The 24,917-nt window shown below is 72.6% G+C and carries 20 protein-coding genes; 10 read left to right on the forward strand and 10 right to left on the reverse strand.

Annotated elements, in window-relative coordinates; translation table 11 throughout:
• The first annotated feature begins 48 nt into the window (after positions 1-48).
• Together GA0070215_RS25945 and GA0070215_RS25950 are read left to right on the forward strand one after the other, a co-directional pair.
• Positions 49-342, forward strand: a complete 294-nt coding sequence (locus tag GA0070215_RS25945; protein WP_244167154.1) for a hypothetical protein — start codon at positions 49-51, stop codon at positions 340-342.
• A 48-nt stretch (positions 343-390) separates the two neighbouring features.
• Complete coding sequence (locus GA0070215_RS25950) at positions 391-1,950, forward strand: tetratricopeptide repeat protein (RefSeq protein WP_091050945.1); 1,560 nt, start codon at positions 391-393, stop codon at positions 1,948-1,950.
• Between the two features lie 4 nt (positions 1,951-1,954).
• Here the strand turns inward: GA0070215_RS25950 and GA0070215_RS25955 are convergent, their stop codons facing one another.
• Together GA0070215_RS25955 and GA0070215_RS25960 are read right to left on the reverse strand one after the other, a co-directional pair.
• On the reverse strand, positions 1,955-3,358 hold the full coding sequence (locus GA0070215_RS25955) for a sensor histidine kinase (RefSeq protein WP_091050950.1): 1,404 nt from the start codon (positions 3,356-3,358) through the stop codon (positions 1,955-1,957).
• Positions 3,355-4,011, reverse strand: coding sequence for a response regulator transcription factor (locus tag GA0070215_RS25960; protein ID WP_018788177.1), 657 nt, complete (start codon positions 4,009-4,011; stop codon positions 3,355-3,357). Before GA0070215_RS25960 ends, GA0070215_RS25955 begins: the two co-directional genes overlap by 4 nt.
• A gap of 95 nt (positions 4,012-4,106) precedes the next feature.
• Between GA0070215_RS25960 and GA0070215_RS25965 the strand changes: the two genes are divergently transcribed.
• Positions 4,107-5,213, forward strand: a complete 1,107-nt coding sequence (locus GA0070215_RS25965; protein WP_091050954.1) for a LolA family protein — start codon at positions 4,107-4,109, stop codon at positions 5,211-5,213.
• Between the two features lie 241 nt (positions 5,214-5,454).
• On the forward strand, positions 5,455-7,677 hold the full coding sequence (locus GA0070215_RS25970) for a HelD family protein (RefSeq protein ID WP_208600426.1): 2,223 nt from the start codon (positions 5,455-5,457) through the stop codon (positions 7,675-7,677).
• Between the two features lie 198 nt (positions 7,678-7,875).
• Here the strand turns inward: GA0070215_RS25970 and GA0070215_RS25975 are convergent, their stop codons facing one another.
• Entirely contained in the window at positions 7,876-8,298 is a 423-nt protein-coding gene (locus GA0070215_RS25975; RefSeq protein WP_167361574.1) for a hypothetical protein, read from the reverse strand.
• A gap of 264 nt (positions 8,299-8,562) precedes the next feature.
• Between GA0070215_RS25975 and GA0070215_RS25985 the strand changes: the two genes are divergently transcribed.
• Complete coding sequence (locus tag GA0070215_RS25985) at positions 8,563-8,937, forward strand: hypothetical protein (protein WP_036346738.1); 375 nt, start codon at positions 8,563-8,565, stop codon at positions 8,935-8,937.
• A 61-nt stretch (positions 8,938-8,998) separates the two neighbouring features.
• On the opposite strand, the gene GA0070215_RS25990 is transcribed toward GA0070215_RS25985, so the two are convergent.
• The 3 genes from GA0070215_RS25990 to GA0070215_RS26000 all read right to left on the reverse strand — a co-directional run bounded on the left by GA0070215_RS25990 (position 8,999) and on the right by GA0070215_RS26000 (position 12,911).
• Positions 8,999-9,988 carry a sporulation protein gene (locus GA0070215_RS25990; protein WP_018788182.1) on the reverse strand — a complete coding sequence of 330 codons (990 nt, stop codon included), beginning with the start codon at positions 9,986-9,988 and terminating at the stop codon, positions 8,999-9,001.
• Between the two features lie 102 nt (positions 9,989-10,090).
• A complete protein-coding gene (locus GA0070215_RS25995; protein WP_091050961.1) occupies positions 10,091-10,867 on the reverse strand; it encodes a DeoR/GlpR family DNA-binding transcription regulator in 777 nt (258 codons plus the stop codon).
• Positions 10,868-10,901: 34 nt separating this feature from the next.
• Positions 10,902-12,911 carry a beta-galactosidase gene (locus tag GA0070215_RS26000; protein WP_091050966.1) on the reverse strand — a complete coding sequence of 670 codons (2,010 nt, stop codon included), beginning with the start codon at positions 12,909-12,911 and terminating at the stop codon, positions 10,902-10,904.
• A 243-nt stretch (positions 12,912-13,154) separates the two neighbouring features.
• On the opposite strand from GA0070215_RS26000, the gene GA0070215_RS26005 reads away from it, so the two are divergent.
• From GA0070215_RS26005 to GA0070215_RS26020, 4 genes are read left to right on the forward strand one after another with little or no spacing between them, the layout of a single operon-like run.
• Positions 13,155-14,522, forward strand: a complete 1,368-nt coding sequence (locus GA0070215_RS26005) for an ABC transporter substrate-binding protein (protein ID WP_244167155.1) — start codon at positions 13,155-13,157, stop codon at positions 14,520-14,522.
• Between the two features lie 22 nt (positions 14,523-14,544).
• Entirely contained in the window at positions 14,545-15,498 is a 954-nt protein-coding gene (locus tag GA0070215_RS26010) for a carbohydrate ABC transporter permease (protein WP_091050975.1), read from the forward strand.
• On the forward strand, positions 15,495-16,373 hold the full coding sequence (locus GA0070215_RS26015) for a carbohydrate ABC transporter permease (RefSeq protein ID WP_091050979.1): 879 nt from the start codon (positions 15,495-15,497) through the stop codon (positions 16,371-16,373). Before GA0070215_RS26010 ends, GA0070215_RS26015 begins: the two co-directional genes overlap by 4 nt.
• Positions 16,370-18,577: an alpha-galactosidase gene (locus tag GA0070215_RS26020; RefSeq protein ID WP_091050983.1), complete on the forward strand. Its 2,208-nt coding sequence runs from the start codon at positions 16,370-16,372 to the stop codon at positions 18,575-18,577. The genes GA0070215_RS26015 and GA0070215_RS26020 overlap by 4 nt, the downstream gene beginning before the upstream one ends.
• Here the strand turns inward: GA0070215_RS26020 and GA0070215_RS26025 are convergent.
• The gene (locus GA0070215_RS26025; protein ID WP_091050986.1) at positions 18,574-19,530 is read right to left on the reverse strand and encodes an SDR family oxidoreductase; all 957 of its coding nucleotides are present in this window, start codon (positions 19,528-19,530) and stop codon (positions 18,574-18,576) included. The genes GA0070215_RS26020 and GA0070215_RS26025 overlap by 4 nt on opposite strands.
• A gap of 207 nt (positions 19,531-19,737) precedes the next feature.
• Positions 19,738-21,102 carry a cellulase family glycosylhydrolase gene (locus GA0070215_RS26030; RefSeq protein ID WP_091050989.1) on the reverse strand — a complete coding sequence of 455 codons (1,365 nt, stop codon included), beginning with the start codon at positions 21,100-21,102 and terminating at the stop codon, positions 19,738-19,740.
• A gap of 293 nt (positions 21,103-21,395) precedes the next feature.
• On the opposite strand from GA0070215_RS26030, the gene GA0070215_RS26035 reads away from it, so the two are divergent.
• Positions 21,396-22,358: a TIGR03557 family F420-dependent LLM class oxidoreductase gene (locus GA0070215_RS26035; RefSeq protein WP_091050993.1), complete on the forward strand. Its 963-nt coding sequence runs from the start codon at positions 21,396-21,398 to the stop codon at positions 22,356-22,358.
• A gap of 263 nt (positions 22,359-22,621) precedes the next feature.
• Here GA0070215_RS26035 and GA0070215_RS26040 read toward each other — a convergent pair whose 3' ends face one another.
• Complete coding sequence (locus GA0070215_RS26040; protein WP_091050997.1) at positions 22,622-23,419, reverse strand: endonuclease/exonuclease/phosphatase family protein; 798 nt, start codon at positions 23,417-23,419, stop codon at positions 22,622-22,624.
• Positions 23,420-23,423: 4 nt separating this feature from the next.
• A complete protein-coding gene (locus GA0070215_RS26045) occupies positions 23,424-24,914 on the reverse strand; it encodes a phosphatase PAP2 family protein (protein ID WP_091051000.1) in 1,491 nt (496 codons plus the stop codon).
• Positions 24,915-24,917 lie beyond the last annotated feature (3 nt).

Below are 24,917 nucleotides of genomic sequence, written 5' to 3' on the forward strand. Positions count from 1 at the left end.
ACGAGCAGCGGACCCTGGTGGCCCTTCCTGACCGCCTCCCGGGCGCTCATGGACGTGCTCGACCGCGAGCTGCAGCACGACGGCGGCATGCCGCACGCGTGCCACGAGATCCTGGTCCGCCTCTCCGAGGCCGCCGGCCGGCGGCTGCGGATGAGCGACCGCCGCGGGCAGGCCGCCGTGCTCACCGACGAGGGCTTCGCCACCCTGGCCGCCGCCGCACCCGGCCACGTCGAGGGGGCGCGCCGGCACCTGTTCGACGCGCTCAGCTCGGCCCAGGTCGACCAGCTCCGCCGGATCAGCGAGACGCTCGCCGACCACTTGACGGATTCGGGACCAAACTGATCCACTCCGGGTCTTGTACATACCGTCGCCGGACGAGCACGATGGGGCGTGTCCTCCGGCTTCGCTGACCTGACCGTCCAGGCGCACCAACTGGTGGCCGAAGGCGACCTCGACGGCGCGCAACGGCTGCTCGCCGACGCGCTCAGCGACGCGGATCCCCGTCCCGGCAACGCCTCCCCCGAGCTGGCCGAGGCCGCCGGTCTCCAGGCCCGCGTGCTGGTCGCGCTCGGTGAGCCGCACTCCGCCCGTGGCTGGGCCGCGTTCGCGTACGCGGCGGCCACCCGCCTGTTCGGCCGCTCCGACGAGCGCACCGTCACCGCCGCCGCGACGCTCGCCGCGGTGCTGCACCGGGTCGGCAGCGACGCCCGGGCCGCCCGGCTCTACTCCGACGTCATCATCGAGCTGACCGCCCGCGACGGCCCGGAGTCCCAGCGGGTGCTCGCCGCGCACGCCGACCTGGCCACCGTGGAGTACGCGCGCGGCCAGTGCGAGGTGGCCCGCGACCGGCTGCAGGACGCCTGGGAGCTGCACCGGGAGGTCTACGGCGACGGCCACCCCAGCGGCATCAAGATGCTGGCGAAGCTCGGCGCGATGGAACGCGACTGCGGCCGGTACGCCGACTCCCACGAGCACCTGACGCTCGCCGAGGAGCTGTGCCGCCTGCACCTGGACGCCGACGACCCGCTCGCCGCCCAGGTGGCCGGGCTGGCCCGCGCCGCCGCCGACCCGGACCATGTCTGTCCCGAGCCCGCGCCCGCCCCGGCTCCCGAGCCGCCCGCCCGGACGACGCCGGTGGTGCCCGCCGCCCGGGTGCCCCCGCCGGCCGAAGGGCCGCACGACCTGCCGCCGTACTCGCCGCCCGCGCTCGACGACCCGGTCGAGACGCCGCTCTACCATCCGCCCGGCCGGGCCGCCGAGACCGCGCACGTGCCGACGCCGCGTACCGCGCCGGAGGCCGACGGGTTCGACGACTACCCGTGGCCGCCCTCGGCCGAGCAGCCGTGGCGCCCGGACGCCGACCCGCTGCCGCCCACAGTGGTCGGGCTCGCCGACGACCAGGCCGGGGTACGCCGGGTGTCGCCGCCCCCGCCCGAGCCGCCGTCGCGCTACCTGCCGGTGCACGTGCCCCGGCCGCCGGCGGCCGAGCGGCGCGCCCGCCCGTGGTTGCCGCTCGTGGCGCTCGGCGTGGCGGTGACGCTGCTGCTCGGCACCATCGCGGTGATCGCCGGGGTGTCCCGGGTGGACGACGGCCGCGACACCCCGCCACCGGCCACCAGCGCGCCGCCGCCGACCTCCGCCGGTCCCGCGCCGACCACTCCCGCAGCCGCCGAGCCGGGCACGCCGCCCGGGCGGTTCACGCTCACCGACCGGCGCGACAGCATCGTGCTGAGCTGGACGTACCCGGCCGGCGCGGAAGGGCCCGTGGTGGTCGCCGGGGGCCGGTCCGGGCAGCCGCAGGGCACGTTCGCGACGCTGCCCGCCGGGTCGGCCGACTACATCGCCTACGGGCTCGACCGCACCACCGACTACTGCTTCACGGTGGCGCTCGTCTGGTCCACCGACACGGTCGCCCGCACCGGCCCGGTCTGCACGAAACGCCGCCGTTGACCGCTCACTCCGGGTCCGGCTCGGCCAGCGCGGGCAGCCGTACCGTCGCGCGCAGCCCCGGCGCGGCGGCGCCGGGCGTCGCGTCGGCCAGCTCCACCGTGCCGCCGGCCCGGCGCACCAGCTCGCGCACGATGGCCAGGCCCAGGCCGGCGCCGCCCGCGTCCCGGGCCCGCGCGTCGTCGAGCCGGGTGAACCGGGCGAACACCCGCTCCCGGTCCGCCGCCGGGATGCCCGGCCCGTCGTCGGTCACCATGATCAGGTGGTACGCGCCGTCCGGCCCGCTCACCGCCAGCTCCACCGCGCAGGACGCGTGCCGCAACGCGTTGTCCACCAGGTTCACCAGCACCCGGCGCAGCTCCCCCGCGTCCCCCTCGACCCAGCGCGGCGCGTCCGGCGGCGTCAGCCGTACCGGCGGCGACGGGTAGCGGGCGGCCACACCGCGCAGCAGCTCCCCCAGCTCCACCGGGCCGATCGGGGACGGGCGGGCGTCCAGTTCGTCGAGGCGGGCCAGCAGCAGCAGGTCGTCCACCAGGCGGCTGAGCCGCTCGGTGTCGGCGAGCAGGTCGTCGGCGACCGCCGGCCAGTCGGTGTCGTCGCCGAGCCGCCGGGCCACCTCCAGCTCGGTACGCATGTTCGTCAGCGGGCTGCGCAACTCGTGCGCGGCGTCGGCGACGAACGCCCGCTGCCGGTCCCGGGACGCGGCCAGCCGGTCCAGCATGTCGTTGAGCGTCACCGCGAGCCGGTGGATCTCGTCCTGCCCGGCCGGTACGGGGAGCCGCTCCGCCCCGGCCCGCCCGGTGATCTCGGCCGCGCCGCTGCGCAACTGCTCGACCGGGCGCAACGTCGCCCCCACCACCCGCCAGGCCACCACGCCGAGCCCTGCGACCAGCAGCGGGAAACCGACGAGCAGGAGGTTGCGGACCACCTGCAGGCTGTGCCGCACGTCGGTGAGCGACTTGGCGACCAGCACCGTACGCGGCTCCTGCGCGGTGCCGGCCGGCACCGTGACCACCCGGACCGGGCCGGGCATGCCGACGCGCCGCCCGTCCACCACCAGCCGCTGTCGCTGCCCGGGACGCAGCTCGTCCGGGCCGAGCATCGGCACGAGGCGGTCCGCGTCGATCGAGGCGGCCCGGATCCGGCCCTGCGCGTCGACCACCTGCACCCGCAGCTGCCCGCCGGCCACCGGCAGCGGATCCGGCAGCGCGTCCTCGGCGGTCAGCAGCGCGACCGCGTCGGCGGTGCGCAGCGCCTCCTCGTCGACCGAGCGCTGCAGCGTCCAGCCCAGCGCGCCGAGCAGCAGCGCCCCGCCGAACGCGAACCCGACCACCAGTCCCACCACGCCGAGCGCGAGCAGCCGCGCCCGCAGACCCAGTCGCGGCAGCGGGCCGCGTACCCACCGGCTCATGTGGCCAGCCGGTAACCGGCGCCGCGTACCGTCTCCAGCCGCTCCCGGCCGATCTTGCGGCGCAGGTAGCCGACGTAGACCTCCACCGCGTTCGGGGCGGTGTCGATCGAGGCGTCCCAGACGTGGTCCAGCAGCTCGGTCTTGGAGACCACCTCGCCGGGGCGGCGCATCAGGTAGTCAAGCAGCGCGTATTCACGGCTGGTCAGCACCACCTCGGCGTCGGCCCGGGTGACCCGGCGGCGGGCCGGGTCCAGGCGCAGGTCGCCGACGGTGAGCACGGCCGGCCGCCGGGGCGCGCCGCGGCGCAGCAACGCCCGCAACCGGGCCAGCAGGACCACGTACGAGAAGGGCTTGGTCAGGTAGTCGTCGGCGCCGCAGTCCAGGCCGTCGGCCTGGTCGTACTCGCCGTCCTTGGCCGACAGCATCAGCACCGGCAGCCAGCGCTGCTCGGCGCGCAGCCGGCGGACCACCTCGTAGCCGGAGAGACCGGGCAGCATCACGTCGAGGACCATCGCGTCGTACTCGCCGTGCCGGGCCGCGTCCAGCCCGTCCGGGCCCGTGGCCGCCACGTCGACCACGAACCCCTCCGCCGACAGGCCCCGGCGCAGCGCCGCCGCGAGCCTCGTCTCGTCCTCCACCACCAGCAACCGCACCGGTCCAGGGTGCCACCACGGGGTCACCCGTAGGGGATCTCCTCAGCGTGGTCACAGCCACGATCGCGCAGCATGGTGCGCAGGAGGTGCACACTATGTCCGTGATGAAGAACCGCGCCGTGCTGCGCTGGCTGGTCCCGGTGACCGCGGGGGTCGCCGTGATCGGCGGTGGCGCCGCCGTCGGCACGTTCGCCGCCGGCGCCGACCCGGCCCTGCCGCCGCGCAGCGCCGCCCAGCTCCTGGAGGACCTGCGCACGTCCCGCCTGGACGGGCTCTCCGGCACCGTGGTGCAGCGCGCCGACCTCGGCCTGCCGCCGATCGCCGCGCTCGCCGGCCGGGCCGCCGGCAACGACCTGGCCGGCCTGGTCTCCGGTACGCACACGCTGCGCGTCTGGTACGGCGGCGAGGACCGGCAGCGGCTCGCCCTGGTCGACACGCTCGGCGAACAGGACATCCTGCGCAACGGGCGCGACGTCTGGACCTGGAACAGTCGGGAGAACACCGCCACGCACCGGGTGCTGCCGGCCGACGCCCCGGAGCGGGCCACCGTGCCGGCCACCCCGGCCGACGCCGCGGACCGGGCGCTGGAGGCGATCGACCCGACCACGGCGGTCACCGTCGGCCGCACCGCGACGGTGGCCGGGCGGGACGCGTACGAGCTGGTACTCACCCCGCGCGACACGGCGTCACTGGTGCACCAGGTCCGGATCGCGCTGGACGCGAAGGAGAAGGTGCCGCTGCGCCTGCAGGTGCTCGCCGACGGCCAGGACGAACCGGCGTTCCAGGTGGCGTTCACCCAGGTCGACTTCCGCACTCCGGAGGCGGACCAGTTCCGGTTCAACCCGCCGCCCGGGGTGAAGGTCACCGAGGCGACCGAGGGCGAGCGGCCCGCACCGGCCGGTAAGCGGTTCGACAAGAAGGACGCCGAGAAGCCGGACGTGCGTACCGTCGGCACCGGCTGGACCACCGTGGTGGTCGCCGAGATCGGCGACGCGGCGACCGGCGGCGCGAAGCCAGACGCGGACGCGCCTGATGCCCAGATGCTGGCGCAGGTGCTCGGTGACCTGCCGAAGGTCAGCGGCGACTGGGGCAGCGGGCGGCTGCTCAGCGGCAAGCTGTTCAGCGTGCTGCTGACCGACGACGGCCGGGTGATCGCCGGCCTGGTCACGCCGGAGCGGCTCTACGAGGCCGCAAAGGGCTGAGAACTGCCGTGCCCGGGGCTCGGCCGGCTGACGCCGGCCGGGCCCCGAGTCGTGTCCGGGCTTGGTCCGGTGGCGGCCGACGCGCTATCTTTCTCAGTTCAGGCACAAAAAAGGAATGGCTTCTGAATGCCATTCCTGCGGCAATTCTAGTCAATGAGGAGCCGGATTGTCAACGCACTCCGACGTGTCGGCTGACCTGCGCCAGGACGACGAGATCGGCCGGGAGCAGGAATACGTTTCGATGCTGTACGACCGGCTGGACGGTATGCGGGAACAGGCCGCCCGGCGGCTCGACGAGGAGTTGCGCCACACCGGTGGCACGCAGCAGGCCCGGTCGCAGCGCGACTCGACGGTGGCGATGTACGCCGACCAGGTCGAGCAGTTCGCCGCGGTGGAGAGCGGCCTGTGCTTCGGCCGCCTCGACGGCGACGACGACTCGGTCCGCTACATCGGCCGGATCGGGATCTTCGACACCTCCGGCGACTACGACCCGCTGCTGATGGACTGGCGCGCGCCCGCGGCCCGCCCGTTCTACCTGGCAACCGCCGCCAGCCCGCAGGGCGTACGCCGCCGGCGCCACCTGCGGACCCGGGACCGGAAGGTGACCGGGCTCAACGACGAGGTGCTGGACATCGCCGCCGCCTCCCCCACCGCCCACGAGGAGCTGACCGGCGAGGCGTCGCTGCTCGCCGCGCTCAACGCCGGGCGCACCGGCCGGATGCGGGACATCGTCGAGACCATCCAGGCCGAGCAGGACCGGATCATCCGCGCCGACCTGCCCGGCGTGATGGTGGTGCAGGGCGGGCCCGGCACCGGCAAGACCGCCGTGGCGTTGCACCGGGCCGCGTACCTGCTCTACACCCACCGCCAGCAGCTCTCCACCCGGGGCGTGCTGCTGGTCGGCCCGAATGCCACGTTCCTGCGGTACATCTCCCAGGTGCTGCCCACGCTGGCCGAGACCGGCGTGCTGCTGCGTACCCAGGCCGACCTGTTCCCCGGCGTGCACGCCCGGCGCACCGAGCCGGCCACCACCGCCGCGCTCAAGGGCCGCGCGGTGCTGGCCGACGTGCTCGCCGCGGCGGTCCGCGACCGGCAGTGGGTGCCGGACGAGCCGGTCACCATCGAGCTGCCGCAGCGGGAGGTGCTGACGCTCGACCCGGAGACCGTGCGGCAGGCCCGCGACCGGGTACGCCGCACCGGCCGCCCGCACAACCTGGCCCGCGCCCTGTTCGACGTGGAGATCGTGCACGCGCTCGCCGACCAGGTGGCCGAGCGGATCGGCGCCGACCCGCTGGGCGGGGAGAACCTGCTCTCCGAGGCCGACCGCGCGGAGATCCGCCGCGAGCTGCGCGAGGAGCCGGAGATCCGGGCCGCGCTGGACGAGCTGTGGCCGGTGCTGACCCCGCAACGCCTGCTCGCCGACCTGTACGCCTCGCCGGAACGGATCGCCACCGCCGCGCCGATGCTCACCGGCACCGAACGGGCCGCGCTGCACCGCGAGCCCGGCGGCTGGACGCCCGCCGACGTGCCGCTGCTGGACGAGGCCGCCGAGCTGCTCGGCGAGGACGAGCGCGCCGCCGTCGCCCGCCGGGAGCGGATCCGGGCGCTGGAACGCGAGTACGCCGAGGGTGTGCTGGAGATCTGGCGCGGCTCCCGCTCCATCGACGTGGAGGACGAGGCCGACGGCGGTGAGATCCTCGGCGTCACCGACCTGATCGACGCCGACCGGCTCTCCGAGCGGCAGGAGGAGTCCGACCGGCTCACCACCGCCCAGCGCGCCGCCGCCGACCGCACCTGGGCGTTCGGGCACGTGATCGTCGACGAGGCGCAGGAGCTGTCCCCCATGGCGTGGCGGCTGCTGATGCGCCGCTGCCCGAGCCGGTCCATGACGATCGTCGGCGACGTGGCGCAGACCGGCGCGCTCGCGGGCACGCCGTCGTGGGACGAGGCCCTGGCGCCGTACGTGGCGGACCGGTGGCGGCTGGAGGAGCTGACGGTCAGCTACCGCACCCCGGCCGAGATCATGGCGGTCGCCGCCGACGTGCTCGCCGAGATCGACCCGGCGCTACGGCCGCCCCGCTCGGTACGCGCCACCGGCGTACCGCCGTGGGACCGGACCGTACCGGCGGACCGGCTCGGGACGGAGCTGGTCGAGGCGACGGCCCGCGAGGCCGCGTCGCTGGGCGACGGGCGGCTCGGCGTGCTGGTGCCGACCGGCCGGGTCGACGAGCTGGGCGGCGCGGTCGTGGCGGCGCTGCCGGAGGCGGCGGTGGGCGAGCAACCGGAGCTGGCGAACCGGGTGGTGGTGCTGACCACCGAGCAGGCCAAGGGCCTGGAGTTCGACTCGGTGCTGGTGGTCGACCCGGCCCGGATCGTCGCCGAGTCCCCGAGGGGCCACAGCGACCTCTACGTGGCCCTCACGAGAGCCACCCAGCGCCTGGGCATCCTCCGCACCCCCTCCTGACAGTGATGATGTGGGAGCGGGTCACCCGCCCGTGCTCCTCGCGCCCCGGTACAAGATCGGCGCTCCTGCGCCAGATCGGGGAAGTTGCTATGTCACGCCCGCCCTGACCACACCACTTCCCCGAGGTGGCGGCGGCAGCGACCGCAGACAGGGTGGCGGGGGCGGCCGGCGGCCACCCCCGCTGCGCGTTCGTGCCGGTCAGCCCAGGTTGGGGCGGTCGTTGGTGAAGTTGCCCACCTGGGCACCGGTGGCCGAGTTGTCGCTCGTGGAACCACCGGCCGGGGTGCTCAGGCCGCCCGTGCTCGCGTCACCGGTCGTCGTCGGCGCGACCTTGCCCGGGTGCCTCTCCGGCTGGCGGGCCACCCGGCGCACACTCGCCGGGCCGGCCGTACCGCCGGTCGTGGTCACCGCACCCTGCCCCCGGGTCGGTCCGCCGTCGCGCAGCACCGTCGGGTCGACCGGCACGTCCGCCGGGTCGTCCGGGTCGAGTTCCTGCCGCACCCGCTCGACGTCGGTCTGCGGCACCGTGACCTCGTCCAGCGCACCCTCGCCGTACACGCCTCCGGCGACCCGCTGCTCGGCCCGCCGGGCGGCGTCCTGCCGCATGTCGTCCTCACGCACGTCAACCACCTCGCAGCTCTCTCGGGTATCGGTGTTGCGTGCCCGAGGGTGGGTCGCTGAAACCGGAACCGGCACCCGAACGGCCCGGCGCGTACCCGGATGTCCGGTTCGGGAACATCACGCCGACCGGCGGTTACCTTGTCTCCGGGCCCGGGTAGACCCAGGGTGCCCCCGCCAACGAGCGCGAACCGCGCCGTGGCCGACCTGCGGTAGCGGGGCGAGGGTGTGCAGGTTAACGACTCATCAAATCCTGAGGAGGACCAGATGAGCACGCAGGCTGCATCCACCAGGCCGATGAACCGGCCGATGTCCGACGTCCAGAACCGGTCGAGCATGCAGGACACGTCGACCCGGCAGATGCCGTCGATGCACGACGGCCACCGGGAGCAGATGCCGTCCCCGGGTACGGAGACGAAGCAGGCGTTCCTGACCACCGAGTTCTGGGTGTACGCCGCAGCGGTCGCGGTCGTCGTGATCGCCGCGTTCTGGCGAGGCGCCGCCACCGACGGCCTGAACATCAACAACCCGAATCAGGCCTGGTGGTACCTGACCGCGCTGACCGGCGCGTACCTGGTCAGCCGTGGCCTGTCGAAGGCGGGCAGCGCGCGCCGCTCCGGCAAGGAGCGCCGCGGACGCTGACCGCACGCCGCGCGAACGGCGACGCCCCCGGGATCCGTCCCGGGGGCGTCGTCGCATGTGCTCACTCCTCGCCGAAGTCCCCGAAGTCGTCGCCGCCCTCGAACGCGTCCTCGATCATCTCACCGGCGACCATGCCGCCGACGACACCGAGCGCGGCGCCCGCGACCACGCCGCCCATGCCCGGACCGCGCCGCCCGTGGCCGGCGTAGCCGTGGTGACCCGGGTAGCCGTGGCCGCCGCCGTGCGGCATGCCGAAGCCCTGGGCCCGCAGGCTGCCGTAGCGGCCGGTGGTCTCCCGCAGCCAGCCGTCGACGACCTGCACCCAGTCGGTGCGGCCGGCGTCGCTGTGCGGGATCGAGTACCGCCCGATGGCGTCGTGCCCGGCGCTGAGGAAGCCGCCGCGCTTGTCGCACTCCAGGATCACCTCGACGCCCTGCTGGCTGGTCACGAACGTCAGCTCGACCTCGGTGACCGTCTGCGCGTACTGCGGCGCGGCGAAGAACTCGATCTCCTGGTAGAACGGCAGCGTCTGCGGCACGCCGTAGATGTGGCCCCGCTCCAGGTCGGCGTGCTTGAACCGGAAGCCGAGCGCCTGGAACGCCTCCAGGATCCGCTCGTGGATCGGCAGCGGGTGCACCGACACCTGGTCCAGGTCCGACTTGTCGACCGCGCGGGCCACCGCCAGCTCGGTCCGCAGGCCCATGGTCATGCCGTGCAGGCGCTGGCCGTACACGTCGGTGATCGGGGTCTCCCACGGCACCGGCATCTGGAACGGGATGGAGAGCTGCTGCTTCGGTGCCAGCTCGAAGGCGCCGCTGACCGGCATCCGGTGGAACTCCATCACGCCCGCGAACTCGTGGTCGCCGCTCTCGATCTCGACCCGGGTCACCAGACCGACGGCGATCTGCTCGATGCGGGCCGGGGCGTCGCCGCCGACCAGGTTCACGTGCCCGTCCAGGGCCAGGCCCGGCCGGGTGTTCGGGTTGGTGAGCACCGTGTCGACGCTCGGACCGCCCACGCCGAACGCGCTCAACATCTTCTTGAAGACCATCGGTCACTCCCTGCGACTGCGCTCCGACATGGACCGTCGAGCGCCTCGTCAGGGCACCCTAGACGGTGGGGCTGAGAAGTGCCTGTGAGGCGCGCCGTGGCCTCAGTCCGCCCGGACCACCACCAGCTCGCCGACCTGCTCACCGAGCTGCCGGCGGGCCTCTGGCGGCAGGCCGGCGTCGGTGATCAGCAGGTCGGCCTCCTCCAGCGGCGCGATGGTGGCGATGCCGATGGTCTCCCACTTGGTGTGGTCGGCCAGCACCACCAGCCGGCGCGCGGACCCGATCAGCCGCCGGTTCACCGCCGCCTCCAGCAGGTTGGGCGTGGTGAAGCCGGTACGCGGGCTCATCCCGTGCACGCCGAGGAACAGCAGGTCGACGTTGAGCGCGGCGATGGCCGCCTCGGCGACCGGGCCGGTCAGCGCGTCCGACGGGGTACGGATGCCACCGGTCAACACCACTGTCTGGTCGGCGCGGGGATTCTGGTAGAGCGCGTCGGCGACCGGGATCGAGTTGGTGACCACCGTCAGCCCGCGTATCTCGGCCAGCCGGGCGGCCAGCGCAGCGGTGGTGGTGCCGGCGGACAACGCGACCGCCATTCCCGGCTCGACCAGCCCGGCGGCCCGCTCCACGATGGCGCGCTTCTCGGCCTGCTGGCGCACCGACTTGGCGGCGAAGCCGGGTTCCTCGGTGGAGCCGGGTCCGGCGAGCGTCGCGCCGCCGTGCACCTTGTCGATCAGGCCGCGGTCGGCCAGCACCTCCAGGTCCCGGCGGATCGTCATGTCGGACACGCCGAAGCGGCTGACCAGGTGACTGACCCGGACGCCGCCGCGCTGGCGGATCAACTCCAGGATGGCGCTCTGCCGTTGCTGGGCGAGCATGGGAACCTCCTCGGCGCGAACGGCCACGTACCGGTCAGGCGGTGGCGGGCACCGGCGCGGGCTGTTCGCGGACCACCGCCACCTCACCCGCCGGCACCTCCAGCTCGCCGTCGCAGCGGGTGCCGCCGAGCAGCTCGACGCCGCTGACCGCCAGCCGAACCGGCCGGCCGGTGTGGTTGACCACGAACAGCCAGCTCCGGTCCGCCGAACGGCGGCGGACCACCTCCACCCCGGCCGGCGCGCCGACCGGCGGGCGTACGCCGGTCTCGGTGAGCAACCTTGCCACCAGCCGGTCGGTGGCGTCGTCGTCGAGCCGGGTGCCGACGTACCAGGCGGCGCCCGCGCCGACCGCGTGCCGGGTCAGTGCCGGCACGCCGGGCAGGGGCCCGTCGGTGTACGCGGCCAGCACCTCCGCGCCCTCCGCGTGCAGCCACTCGGTCCACACGTCGGCGCGGGCGCCGTCGTCGAGGTGTACCGTCTCGCCGTCGCGCAGCGGGAAGAACTCCTCGACGCGTACGCCGAGCAGGTCGCGGAACGCGCCGGGGTAGCCGCCGAGCCGGATGTGGTCGTGCTCGTCGACGATGCCACTGAAGTAGGTGACCACAGCCGTGCCGCCGCCCTCCACGAACCGGCGCAGCGCTGCGGCGTCGGCGTCGCGGACGAGGTAGAGCGTCGGCGCCAGGACCAGCCGGTAGCGGGACAGGTCGGCCGACGGGTGCACCACGTCGGCGGTGATCCCGGCCCGCCACAGCGCGGCGTGCAGCGCCGACAGCCGATCGGTGTACGTGACGTCGACGCTCGGGTGGGAGTCGAGTTCGGCGCCCCACCACGCCTCGTAGTCGAACAGGATCGCCACGTCGGCGTCGACTCGGCTGCCGCGTACCTCCGCGAGCGCGCGCAGGTCGGCGCCGAGCCGGCAGACCTCGCGGAACACCTTGGTGTCCGGCCCGGCGTGCGGCACCAGCGCGGAGTGGAACTTCTCCGCGCCGGCCCGGGAGGCCCGCCACTGGAAGAACAGCACACCGTCGGCGCCGCGCGCGACGTGGGCGAGGCTGTTGCGGCGCATCTGGCCGGGTGTCTTCGCCACGTTGCGGGGCTGCCAGTTGACGGCGCTCGTGGAGTGCTCCATCAGCAGCCACGGCGCACCACCGGCGACGCCCCGGGTGTGGTCGGCGGCCAGCGCCAGGTTGACCTGCGGCTGCGGGTCGGCGGCGGTGAGGTAGTGGTCGTTGGCGACCACGTCCACGTCGGCGGCCCAGGAGTGGTAGTCCAGGTACTTGATGCCGGTGCCGATCATGAAGTTCGTGGTGACCGGCTGCGGGACGAGCCGGTTCAGCAGTTCCCGCTCGGCCCGCAGCTGGGCGCGCTGCTCGTCGGAGGAGAAGCGCAGGAAGTCCAGTTGCTGGGTGGGGTTGGCGAACGTCGGCGCGGTACGCGGCGGGTTGATCTCGGCCCAGTCGTGGTAGCGCTGGCTCCAGAAGGCGGTGCCCCAGGCCGCGTTGAGCGAGTCCAGGTCGCCGTAGCGCTCGCGCAGCCAGCCGCGGAACGACTCGGCGCTGACGTCGCAGTAGCAGTGCACGTTGTGGCAGCCGAGTTCGTTGGAGACGTGCCAGAGCACGACGGCGGGGTGCCGCGCGTACCGGCGGGCGACGGCCTCGACCAGGGCGAGCGAGTGGCCCCGGAACACCGGCGAGCTGGGGCAGTACGCCTGCCGGCCGCCGGGCCAGAGCACCGTGCCGTCGGCGCGGCGTGGCAGCGTCTCCGGGTGCCGGTGCGCGAGCCACGGTGGTGGACTGGCGGTGGCGGTGGCCAGGTCGACGCCGATGCCGCCGTCGTGCAGCAGGTCGATCGCCCGGTCCAGCCAGTCGAAGACGTACCGGCCGGGGGCGGGCTCCAGCAGGGCCCAGGAGAAGATCCCGACCGAGACGAGGTTGACCCCGGCGCGTCGCATGAGGTCGATGTCCTCGGCCCACGTCTGCTCGGGCCACTGCTCCGGGTTGTAGTCCGCGCCGTACCAGATGCCTTCGCCGTGCCAGTTCCGCATGACAGCAGAGGTTGCCCTCGAACAGCACCCAAGTCAACACTTTCCAACATCGACTGAAGTTCCAACGTTTACCGGGGCTTTGCGCCGCCTGACCGCCGACAGCGTCGCCTTTTTGCCCCCTTGACAGCGCCACGCCAAGGGGTAGCTTCAAGCGCCACCGGCTGTTTGTGTTCGGACGTGTGGATTCTCGGTGGATCTACCGCTACCGACATGAACACCGGCCACCGCCAACGATCACGGTCCATGAGCGCAGCGCACCTCTTCCCCGCAGGAGGCACCATGTCCCGTCCCCGCTCGCAAGCCGAATACCTCGCCCGGCTCGTACCCCCGTCCGTCGCCGGCCTGAACCGGCGTTCGCTGCTCGCCGGCGCGGCCGGCGCGGGAGCGCTGCTCGGCACCGGTCTGCTGGCCGGTTGCGGCGACTCCGACTCCGGGTCCGGCGGCGACGCCACGAGCGTCTCCCTCGGCTCGAACCAGTCGGACCCGAAACCCAAGGACGTCGTCGCGAAGGTGATGGACGGCTTCAAGACGTCCTCCGGCGTGACCGTCGACATCAACACGGTCGACCACAACACGTTCCAGGAGAACATCAACAACTACCTCCAGGGCAAGCCGGACGACGTGTTCACCTGGTTCGCCGGCTACCGGATGCGGTTCTTCGCCGCCAAGGGCCTGGCCGGTGACCTCAGCGACGTGTGGGGCAAGCTCGACGGCTACTCCGACGCGTTCAAGAAGGCGTCCACCGGCGACGACGGCAAGCAGTACTTCGTGCCGGCGTCGTACTACCCGTGGGCGGTCTTCTACCGCAAGTCGGTGTGGCAGCAGCGCGGCTACGAGGTGCCCCGGACGCTCGACGACCTGAACACGCTCGGCGCGCAGATGAAGAAGGACGGCCTGGACCCGATCGCGTTCGCCGACAAGGACGGCTGGCCGGCGATGGGCACGTTCGACATCCTCAACCTGCGGATCAACGGCTACCAGTTCCACATCGACCTGATGGCCGGCAAGGAGGCGTGGACCTCCGACAAGGTGAAGAAGGTCTTCGACACCTGGGCCGGGCTGCTCCCCCTGCACCAGCCGGACTCGCTCGGCCGCACCTGGCAGGAGGCGGCCCAGTCGCTGCAGCAGAAGAAGAGTGGCATGTACCTGCTCGGCCTGTTCGTCGGCCAGCAGTTCAGCGGCGCCGACCTGGAGGACCTGGACTTCTTCACGTTCCCCGAGATCGACTCCTCGATCGGCGCGAAGGCGCTGGACGCCCCGATCGACGGCTACATGATGGCCCGCAAGCCCAAGTCCCAGGACGCGGCGCAGAAACTGCTGACGTACCTGGGTTCGAAGGAGGCGGCGGACATCACCGTCAAGAACGACCCGAGCACGCTGGTCGCGAACAGCGGCGCGGACACCGGCGCCTACACCGCCCTGCAGAAGAAGGCGGCCGAGCTGGTCGGCTCCGCCACCGAGATCGCCCAGTTCCTCGACCGGGACACCCGGCCGGACTTCGCCTCCACCGTGATCATCCCGGCGCTGCAGCAGTTCATCAAGGACCCGAAGGACATCAGCGGGCTGCTCACCAGCATCGAGAACCAGAAGAAGTCGATCTTCACCAGCTGACGGCGGAAGGGGGAAGGACACCATGTCCGACCTGCCCCTGATCCAAGCGGATCACGCCGTGCCGCCGCCGGCCGCGACCACCAAGGGTGGTCGCGGTCGCCGGCTACGGCTCCTGTCCCGCACCGACCGCGTGGTGATCACGCTGATGGTGCTGGTACCCCTGCTGCTCGTCACCGGGCTGGTCTGGCTGCCCGCGGTGGCGACGGTGCTGCTCTCCGGCACGAACTGGGACGGCATCGGCCCGGTCTCCGAAATCGAATGGGTAGGGGCCAAGAACTACGACGACGTGGTGAACATCTACCCGCCGTTCGTCCCCGCCGTGCAGAACAACCTGCTCTGGCTGGCCGCGCTATTCGTGGTGGCCACCCCGTTCGGCATGTTCCTCGCCGTGCTGCTGGACAAGGAACTGCGCGGCAGCCGCTTCTACCAGACCGCGCTCTACCTGCCGGTGGTGCTGTCGCTGGCGCTCATCGGCTTCGTCTGGCAGCTCATCTACAGCCGCGACCAAGGACTGCTCAACGGCGTGTTCGGCGGCGACACCGACTGGTACGGCGACCCGGACGTCAACATCTGGGCCGTGCTCGTGGCGGCCGGCTGGCGGCACGTCGGCTACATCATGCTGCTCTACCTGGCCGGCCTCAAGGGCGTCGACCCGTCGCTGCGGGAGGCCGCCGCGGTCGACGGCTCCTCGGAGACCAGCACGTTCTTCCGGGTCGTCTTCCCGGTGATGCGCCCGATCAACATCATCGTGCTGGTGGTGACGGTGATCGAGTCGCTGCGCGCGTTCGACCTGGTCTGGGTCATCAACAAGGGTCGCAACGGGCTGGAACTGATCTCCGCACTGGTCACCCAGAACGTGGTCGGTGAGGCCAGCCGGATCGGCTTCGGCTCCGCGCTGGCGACCATCATGCTGGCCGTCTCGCTCGTCTTCATCACCATCTACCTCTGGACCGTGATGCGGGAGGACAAGCGATGACCGCCGTCTCCACCGGCCGCCGCCCCGTGCGGCCCGGCCGGGTCGTCCTGCACCTGTTCCTGGGTACGGTCGCCGTGGGCTGGCTGTTCCCCATCCTCTGGGCGGTGCTCACCTCGTTCCGCTCCTACGAGTACACGGCCGTGAACGGCTACGTGTCGCTCGGCGGCTGGACGATCGACAACTACGTCACCGCCTGGCGTACCGCCGAGTTCGGCAAGCACTTCCTCAACTCGGCGTACATCACGATCCCGGCGGTGCTGCTGACGTTGTTCCTCGCCTCGTGCGTGGCGTTCGTGATCGCCCGGTTCAGCTGGAAGCTCAACATCGCGCTGCTCGGCCTGTTCACCGCGGCGAACCTGCTGCCGCAGCAGGCGCTGCTCATCCCACTGTTCCGGATGTTCACCGAGATCCCGCTGCCGGCCTGGATGAGCGACTCGGAGCTGCTGTACGACAGCTACTGGGGGCTGATCCTGGTCAACGTCGCGTTCCAGTGCGGCTTCTGCGTGTTCGTGCTCAGCAACTACATGAAGGCGCTGCCGCACGAGCTGTACGAGGCCGCGATGGTCGACGGGGCGAACGTGTGGCGGCAGTACTGGCAGGTGACGATGCCGCTGTGCCGCCCAGCGCTCGCCGCGCTCGCGACACTGGAGGTCACCTGGATCTACAACGAGTTCTTCTGGGCCACAGTGCTCATGCGGACCGGCGACAAGTTCCCGGTCACCAGTTCGCTGAACAACCTGCGCGGCGAGTTCTTCACCGACAACAACCTGGTCTCCGCCGGTTCGGTGCTGGTCGCGATCCCCACCCTGGTGATCTTCTTCCTGCTGCAGAAGCAGTTCGTCCGGGGTCTGACGCTGGGAGCCTCGAAGGGATGACGATCGTCCACCTGCGCCGCGCGCGGACCAGCCTGGTGCTCGACGCACGCGGCCCGGGCCTGCCCCGGGTCGTGCACTGGGGCGCCGACCTCGGCCCGCTGCCCGACGGGGACCTGCCCGCGCTGGCCGACGCCACCATGCCGCCGGTCGTGCCGAGCAGCTTCGACGCGCCCACGGTGCTGTCGCTGCTGCCCGAGGCGAGCGCCGGGTGGAGCGGGCGGCCCGGTCTCGCCGGTCACCGCGACGGCCGGGACTGGTCCACGGCGTTCCGCCTCACCGGCCTCGACGTGCACGACGACCTCGCCGCGCCGCCTGAGCTGTTAGGAGGGGACCCTTTACCTGCACCAGGCGTTAACAGGGGGCCCTTCCTTACCGCAGGGCGGGTGGTGGTGCGGGCGGCGGACCCGGACGCGGGGTTGAGCCTGAGCGTCGAGATCACGCTGGACGCGGCGGGCGTGCTGACGCTGCGGCACCGGCTGCGCAACGACGGCGACGGCCGGTACGAGCTGCGGGAACTGACGCCGGTGCTGCCGGTGTCGGCGGTCGCCACCGAACTGCTCGACCTGACCGGGCGGTGGTGCCGGGAACGCGCGCCGCAGCGGCACCCGTGGCCGATGGGCGCCTGGGTACGCGAGGGGCGGCACGGCCGCACCGGCCACGACGCCACGCTGCTGCTGGTGGCGGGCACCGCCGGGTTCGGTTTCCGGCACGGCGAGGTGTGGGCGGTGCACACCGCGTGGAGCGGCGACCACGTCACCGCCGCCGAACGTCGCCCCACCGGTGAGTCCACGCTCGGCGGCGGTGAACTGCTGGCGCCGGGCGAGGTCGTGCTGGAGCCGGGCGAGGAGTACGTCACTCCCCTGCTCTACGCGGCGCACTCCGCCGACGGGCTGGACGGGCTCAGCGAGGCGCTGCACACGCACCTGCGGGCCCGCCCGTCGCACCCGCGCACACCGCGGCCGGTGACGTTGAACGTGTGGGAGGCGGTCTACTTCGACCACGACCTGGACCGGCTGCGGGCGCTCGCCGACGCGGCCGCCGAGGTCGGTGTGGAACGCTTCGTGCTCGACGACGGCTGGTTCCGGGGCCGACGGCACGACCAGGCCGGGCTCGGTGACTGGTGGGTCGACGGCGACGTCTGGCCGGACGGGTTGCAGCCGCTGATCGACCACGTACGCGGGCACGGCATGCAGTTCGGGCTCTGGGTGGAGCCGGAGATGGTCAACCCCGACTCCGACCTGTTCCGCGCCCACCCGGACTGGGTGCTCCAGACGCCGGGCCGGCTGCCACCGCCGTGGCGGCACCAGCAGGTGCTCGACCTGGCCCACCCGGACGCGTACGCGTACCTGCTCGAACGGCTCGACGCGGTGCTGAGCGAGCACGACGGGATCGCGTACCTGAAGTGGGACCACAACCGCGACCTCACCGAGGCCGGGCACGCCGGGCGGCCGGGGGTGCACGGGCAGACCCTCGCGGTGTACCGGCTGCTGGACGAGCTGCGCGCCCGGCACCCGGACGTCGAGATCGAGAGCTGCTCGTCCGGCGGCGCCCGCGTCGACCTGGAGATCCTGCGCCGCACCGACCGGGTCTGGGCCAGCGACTGCAACGACGCGTTGGAACGGCTGTCCATCCAGCGCTGGACCGGTCTGCTGCTGCCGCCGGAGCTGATCGGCACGCACATCGGGCCGGAGCGCTCGCACACCACGCACCGCGTGCACGACCTGGGTTTCCGGGCGGTCACCGCGCTGTTCGGCCACCACGGCATCGAGTGGGACATCACCGCGATCGACGCCACCGAGCGGGCCGAACTCGCCGCCTGGGTGGCGCTTCACAAGCGGCTGCGTCCGCTGCTGCACGGCGGCCGGGTGGTGCGGGTCGACCATCCGGACCCGGCCGTGCAGGCCCACGGCGTGGTCGCCCACGACAGCTCCCACGCGGTGTACGCGGTCAGCCGGGTCGCCACGTCGGCGGCGCAGGTGCCGGGCGCGGTGCGGCTGCCCGGGCTGGACCCGGCCCGGCGCTACCGGGTCCGCCCGCCCGACGGGGCGCCCGAGCCGGCGCTGCTGGAGCTGTCCCCGCCGGGCTGGCTGGCCTGGCCGGGTGATGGCGTCACGGTGAGCGGTTCGGTGCTGGGTTCGGTGGGCCTGCAACTGCCGGCTCTGCACCCCGAACAGGCCCTCCTGCTGGAGGTCGTCGCGGCCTAGCGGAACAGGTGGGCGTGCTCGGCCGCCCAGTCGTCGAAGCTGCGCGGCGGGCGGCCGATGAGGTCCGCGACGCTGGGGCGCTGGGCGTATGTCCACGCGGTCAGCTCGTCGAACCGCAGGTGGTACTCGCGCAGGGCGTACAGGGTCACGTCGATGCCGCTGTCGGTCCAGCCGTGCCGTCGCCAGATCGCCCGGCTGTCCTCGGGGGACACCTCGACGCCGGTGATCTCACACCCGATGGCCCGGCCGATGCCCGCCAGGCGGGACCGGGTGCTGATCGGCGGCCCGACCGCCTCCAGCACGGCGCCCACGTGGTCGTCGGTCCGCATCGCGACGGCGGCGACAGCGGCGAGGTCGTCCTCGTGGATGAACGGGTACTGGCCGCTTTCGAGGAGCGCCTCCCGTACGGTGCGCTCGCCGCGGATCGTCTCCGGCCAGTCCGACCCGGTGGCGGGGTAGGTGCCCTCGATCGCGGCGCCCATCACCGCGGACGGGCGGATGTGCGTCCAGCGCAGGCCCGATCGCTCGACCGTCTGCTCGATGGCCAGCCAGAACCAGGTCTCGGGCGGGTAGTCCGGCTCGTACTCGGTGCCGTGCGAGGACAGCACCACCACCTTGGTGGTCCCGGCGTCGCGGGCCAGCCACACGACGTCCGACGTCGTGTCGGCCACGGCTCCGGCGAGGAAGACCGTCCCGACGCCGGCGAAGACCGCGGCATGGTCCAGGGGCCGGGTGATCGAGCCTTCGACAAGGTCCACGTCGTCGGGCCAGCCGTCGGTCTGACCGGGTTCGGCCAACACCCGTACCCGGTCACCGGCGTCGAGGAGGCGCCGGGCCAGGCACCGCCCGACGATGCCGGTGGGACTGCTGCCGGCGTCCTTGCGGGGAGCGACGGCGGTGATCAGATGCAGCGGCGCGCCGTCGACGTGCGCGACGGGGATGACTCGGCGCAAGGCAAGACCCTCCTGGGCGACAGGTGGGGATCTTGCGCCGTCCTCGACGCCGAGGACGGTTGCGGATCCGGTGGACTCAACCTAACCCTCGGTAGAGGGCCGGTCAATCACGATCCGCCACCGCCCCGCCCGCGCCCCGTGATCAAGGAGTTCGTGTCCCGATCGGATGCCGACGGTGACACGAACTCCTTGATCACCGGATAGGGGTCAGGCGGGGGTGCAGGTCACCGCGGGGATGGAGTTGGTGCCCTGCCAGGTGCCGATGAAGCCGAAGCTGGTGCTCGCGCCCGCGCCGAGGCGGCCGTTGTAGTCGACGTTGCGGGCGGTGTACGTCGACCCGCTGTTGCTGACGGTGGCGTTCCACGCCTGGGTGACGGACTGGCCGTTGGCGTACGTCCAGCGGACCGTCCAGCCGGTGATCGCGGCGGCTCCGGCGGTCACCTTGACCTCGCCCTGGAAGCCGCCCTGCCACGAGTTGCCGACAGTGTAGGTGGCGGTGCAGCCACCGGACGGCGGGGGCGTGGTGGGCGGCGGCGAAGTCGGGCTGACGGTGGGGCTGACCGTCGGGCTGGCGGTCGGGGTGCTGCCGGCGTACACCGACGCCTCGCGGGAGGTGGCGGCGATGCCGTTGGCACCGTTGAAGATCCGCTGCCCCCAGCTGGTGAGCTGGGCCGGGTTGAAGCCGGTGGTCATGTCCAGGTACTCCACGCCACCGCCGTTGCCGCTCCACGACCAGCCGAGGTAGCCGATGCCGTTGGCCTGGCTGTACGCCATGATGGCGTCCTCGTCGGGGTTGCCGTCGGAGTGGTTGAAGCCGAACTCGCCGACCACGATGGGCAGCCCGGCGGCACGGAACCGGCCCAGGTAGTCGCTGATCTCGGCGGCGGTGTCGAACACGCCGTACATGTGGATGGAGAAGACGGTGTTGCGCTGCGCGTCGGCGGCGAAGACGGTGCCGGCGTTGTCGCGCATGGTGAACGACCAGTCCTGGCCCCAGTTCGGCGCGTCCACCATGATCGTGTGGGTCAGACCGGCGGCGCGCAGCCGCTTGATCGCGTTCGACGTGTCGATGGTCCAGGCGCTGTAGCCCTGGTTGCCGAACGGCTCGTTGCCGATGTTGACGATGACGTACTTCTCCTGGCCCTTGAGCACGTCGGCGATGCTCAGCCAGTAGTCGGTGGCCTTCGCCAGCGAGGCGGCGGCGCCCTCCTCGCCGTACCCGGTGGTGTCGTGCACCTCCAGCACGCAGATCAGCCGGTTGGCCCTGCACAGCGAGATCACGTTGGCCACGTCGGCGGCGCTGTTCTTCGTCCAGCGGTCGCCGCTGGACAGCACCACCCGGACGGTGTTCGCGCCGAGCGCCTTGATGTCGGCGAACGAGCTGGTCTGCTGCGGGTACCAGGTGTGCGCGTGGTTGACCCCGCGCATGACGAACTCGACGCCGCCTGCGTCGTAGAGCCGCCCGTTGGAGACGGAGAACCCGGTGGCGGCGTGGGCCGGCTGCCCGAGGGCGAAGACGGCGGCGAGGGCCGTCAGCAGGGCGGCGCCCGCGACGGAGAGCAGTTTCTTCATGGCTGTCCTCAGGGGAAGGTCTCCCCCGTGCCCGAGCGGGGGTGCGGTGACGGTGACGAGGTGGTGGCGACTGAGCCCGGTAGCCGCCGCCCGGTTCCCGAACGGACGCAGGCATCAGCGTAGGGCGATGGACACCTTGAGGCAAACGGTTAAGCGGCATCAGCGGGGAGAAGGTGACACTCGCCGGAGCGTGGAAGCTTAACCGGTTAAGAGCACCAGCGAAAGCGGACAGCAGGGTTGAGGCGCGCCGCGCGGGGTATCCGGGGACGATCCGCCCGGGAAGGAGACGTGCCATGGTCAACGTCGGTTACACCCTCATGTGCGAGCAGGCCGGCCCGAAGGAACTGGTCGACCACGCCGTACGCGCCGAGGCCGCCGGCTTCGACCATCTGGTCATGTCCGATCACTACTACCCGTGGCTGGAGTCGCAGGGCCACTCCCCGTACGCCTGGTCGGTGCTCGGCGCGGTCGCCCACGCCACCAGCCGGGCCGAGCTGATGTCGTTCGTGACCTGCCCGATCCGGCGGTACCACCCGGCGGTGGTGGCGCAGAAGGCCAGCACCATCGGGGTGCTCTCGGACGGGCGGTTCACGCTGGGCCTCGGCGCCGGGGAGAACCTCAACGAGCACGTGGTGGGCGGATGGCCGCACGTGCAGCAGCGGCACGAGATGTTCGAGGAGGCGCTGCAGATCATCCGGCCGCTCCTCAACGGCGAGACGCTGACGTTCTCCGGCAACCACTTCGACGTGCCGGACGCGTACGTCTGGGACCGCCCGGAGCGGCCGGTGCCGATGGCGGTGGCGGCGTCCGGGCGGCAGTCGGCCACGCTGGCCGCCGAGTACGCCGACGCCATGATCGCCACCGACCCGCTGCCCCACCTGATCGACATGTACGAGGAGGCGGGCGGCGCGGGCCGCCCCCGCTACGGGCAGGTCGCCATCTGCTACGGCCCGGACGAGGACGAGTGCCGCAAGATCGTGCACGACCAGTTCCGCTGGTTCGGCCTGGGCTGGAAGGTCAACGCCGACCTGCCCGGCCCGGACTCGTTCGAGGCGGCCACCCGGTTCGTCCGGGAGGAGGACGTGGCCGAGGGCATCTCCTGCGGCCCGGACACCGACCGGCACGTCGAGGCGTTCAAGAAGTTCGTCGACGCGGGCTTCACCCACGTCGCCCTGGTCCAGGTGGGCGGCGGCACCCAGCCGATGTTCCTCGACTGGGCCCAGGAAGAGCTGCTGCCCCGGCTGCGCGAGCTGTGACAGTCGCACCGCTACCTCCCCCGCTGAGGAGTTGACGCCATGCGTATCGGGAACACCGAGATCCGGCCCGCCGGAGGCGGGCTCGGCTGCCTGCTGATGATCCTCTTCTCGATCGTCGCCTCGGTGGTGCTCACCGTGCTGCTCAACCTGGTCCTGTAGAACGCGGCCCGGCGACCCCGGCGGCGACACCGCGCCGCCGCTCGCTGGCCTTCCTGGGCGGCGTGACGCTCGGCGTGCTCGGGCCGTTGACGCTCTGGGGTCGTTCAGCCGGCCGCGAGGTCCACCTCGGCCAGCACCGGGTAGTGGTCCGACGCCGTCTCCGCGTCACCGTCGCGGACCACCCGCACCACGCGTACCCGATCGGCGAGCGCCGGGGTCGCGAGCAGGTAGTCCAGCCGCATCCCGGCGAACTCGGCGCCGCCGTGCCGGGTCGGCACGGTCAGGCCGCCGGGCTCGTCGCCGCCGGAGCGCGGCCACAGGTCGGCCAGCCCGGCATCGAGCAACCGGGCCACCGCGCGGGTGTCCACGGTACGGCCGTCGCGGCGCAGGTGCCGCCGCCGGTACGCCGTCGCAAGCCCGGCCAGCCGGGCGGTGTGGTCGACGGTGGGCTCCAGCGTGTTCAGGTCACCGGCGAGCAGAGCCAGCTCTCCCCCGGTACGCCCGAGCGCGGCGGCGAGCCAGTCCGCCTCCATCCGCCGCCGCCCACCCGAGTACGGGCTCAGGTGGGCGCTGAACACGGTGAGCGGTCCCGCGCCGGTGGCGACCTGGACCCGGGCGGCGGCGTGGTGGAACGGGCGGCGGACCGGGCCGGCGCGCAGCGCCCGCAGCGGCGGGCGGACCAGCACCGCCACGGGCTGACCGAAACAGGACCGGGCGAGGTGCGCCGTCATGCCGAGCCGCCCGGCCAGGCCGCCGAGCGTGGCGTCCATGCCGCGCAGTTCCTGCAGGGCCAGCACGTCGGGGCGCTGCGCGGTGACGACCGAGACGATCCGGTCCCGGCGGTCGGTGCCGTCGCCGTCCCGCCCGCCGGTCCGGATGTTCCAGGTCATCACCCGCAGCATCGGCTCAGCCCGGCCGCGCGGCCTTGGCCAGCTCGTCGTCCAGCTCGTCCACCTGCTCGGACTCGATCGCCGGCCGGTTGCCCTCGTGCACGTCGGCGTTGGGCCGGATCACCCAGTACAGCAGCGACAGCCACAGCGTGCCGAGCAGGATCGCGCCCATGAAGTCGGTCGGGTGGTGCATGCCCCGGTACAACCGGGAGGTGGCCACGCCGACCGGCATCAGCACCGCCGTGCCCACGAACAGCCACCGCCACCACCTGTCGGTACGCGGGAACACGATGACCGCGATGGCGGCCCAGAGGCAGATGGTCGCCGCGATGTGCCCGGAGGGGAACGACGAAGTGGGCATCGGCCCGTCCAGGTTCTCCACCGGCGGCCGGGGCCGGTCCACCACCCGGGCGCTGGCCAGGAACAGGCTCAGCTCGCCGAACATCGCCAGCACCACGTACAGCACCGGTCGCCACCGCCGCCACACGGCCAGCACGATCGGACAGAACACCAGCGACACGAGCAGGATCGCGTGGGTGTCGCCGAACTTGCTCCACCACCAGCTCAGCTCCGTGAGCGCGTCGGTGTGCCGCTCGGCGAACCAGCGCGGCACCTCGGTGTCGAGCGTGTCGAAGAACGTGCCCTTGGCGTAGTAGCTGACGAACATGCCGAAGGCGTAGAGCACACCGAAAACGAGCACCCAGCCGACCAGCAGTTCGGCCACCGCCGAGCGCGGGTGCTCCAGCACCTTCTCCTCCTCCGGCGCGAGCGCCAGCTCCTCGCCCGCCTCCGGTTCCAGGCCCTCGCGCAGCGGCGGCACCGGCCGGCCGCGCTCGCGCCGCCACAGCCGGAAGGCGTACGCGGTGACGCCCAGCCAGGCCGCGCCGAGCAGCCAGCCGCCGATCACGTCGGACACGAAGTGCACGCCCAGCGCGATCCGGGTCAGCCCGACCAGGAAGATCAGCACGGCGGCGACGGCGATGGCGGGCTTGCGCCAGCGCGGCGACATGGCCGGCAGGAACACCAGCAGCAGCGCGCCGTACGCGACGAACGAGCCGAGCGCGTGACCACTGGGGAAGCTGTTTCCCGGCGCGCTGGCGATCGGCACGTCCACCACCGGGCGCAGCCGCCCGACCAGCGCCTTGAGCGACGGGTCGAGGATCAGCCCACCGGCGCCGGTGACGATCAGGTAGACCGCCAGCCGGGGCTGGCGGCGGATCAGCAGGCCCACCACCGCGATGGTGACCAGCCAGATCAGCACCGGCCGGCCACCCAGGTCGGTGACCGCCTGGAGCACGGTGACCAGCGGTCCGTGCGGGGCCACCAGGCCGTTGAACCACTCGGCCACCGCGTGGTCGGCGTCGCCCAGCGGGCTCCACCGGAACCGGACCAGCATGAGCAGCAGCCCGAACCCGACGCCCGCGCCGGCCACGACGAGCAGACCCGCCAGGCTCCGCTCGGCGAAATGGCCCAGCGGCCGGCGCCCGGTTTCCTTGACCGTGGTCACACC

It is taken from the genome of Micromonospora marina (genome assembly GCF_900091565.1).
GTDB lineage: Bacteria > Actinomycetota > Actinomycetes > Mycobacteriales > Micromonosporaceae > Micromonospora > Micromonospora marina.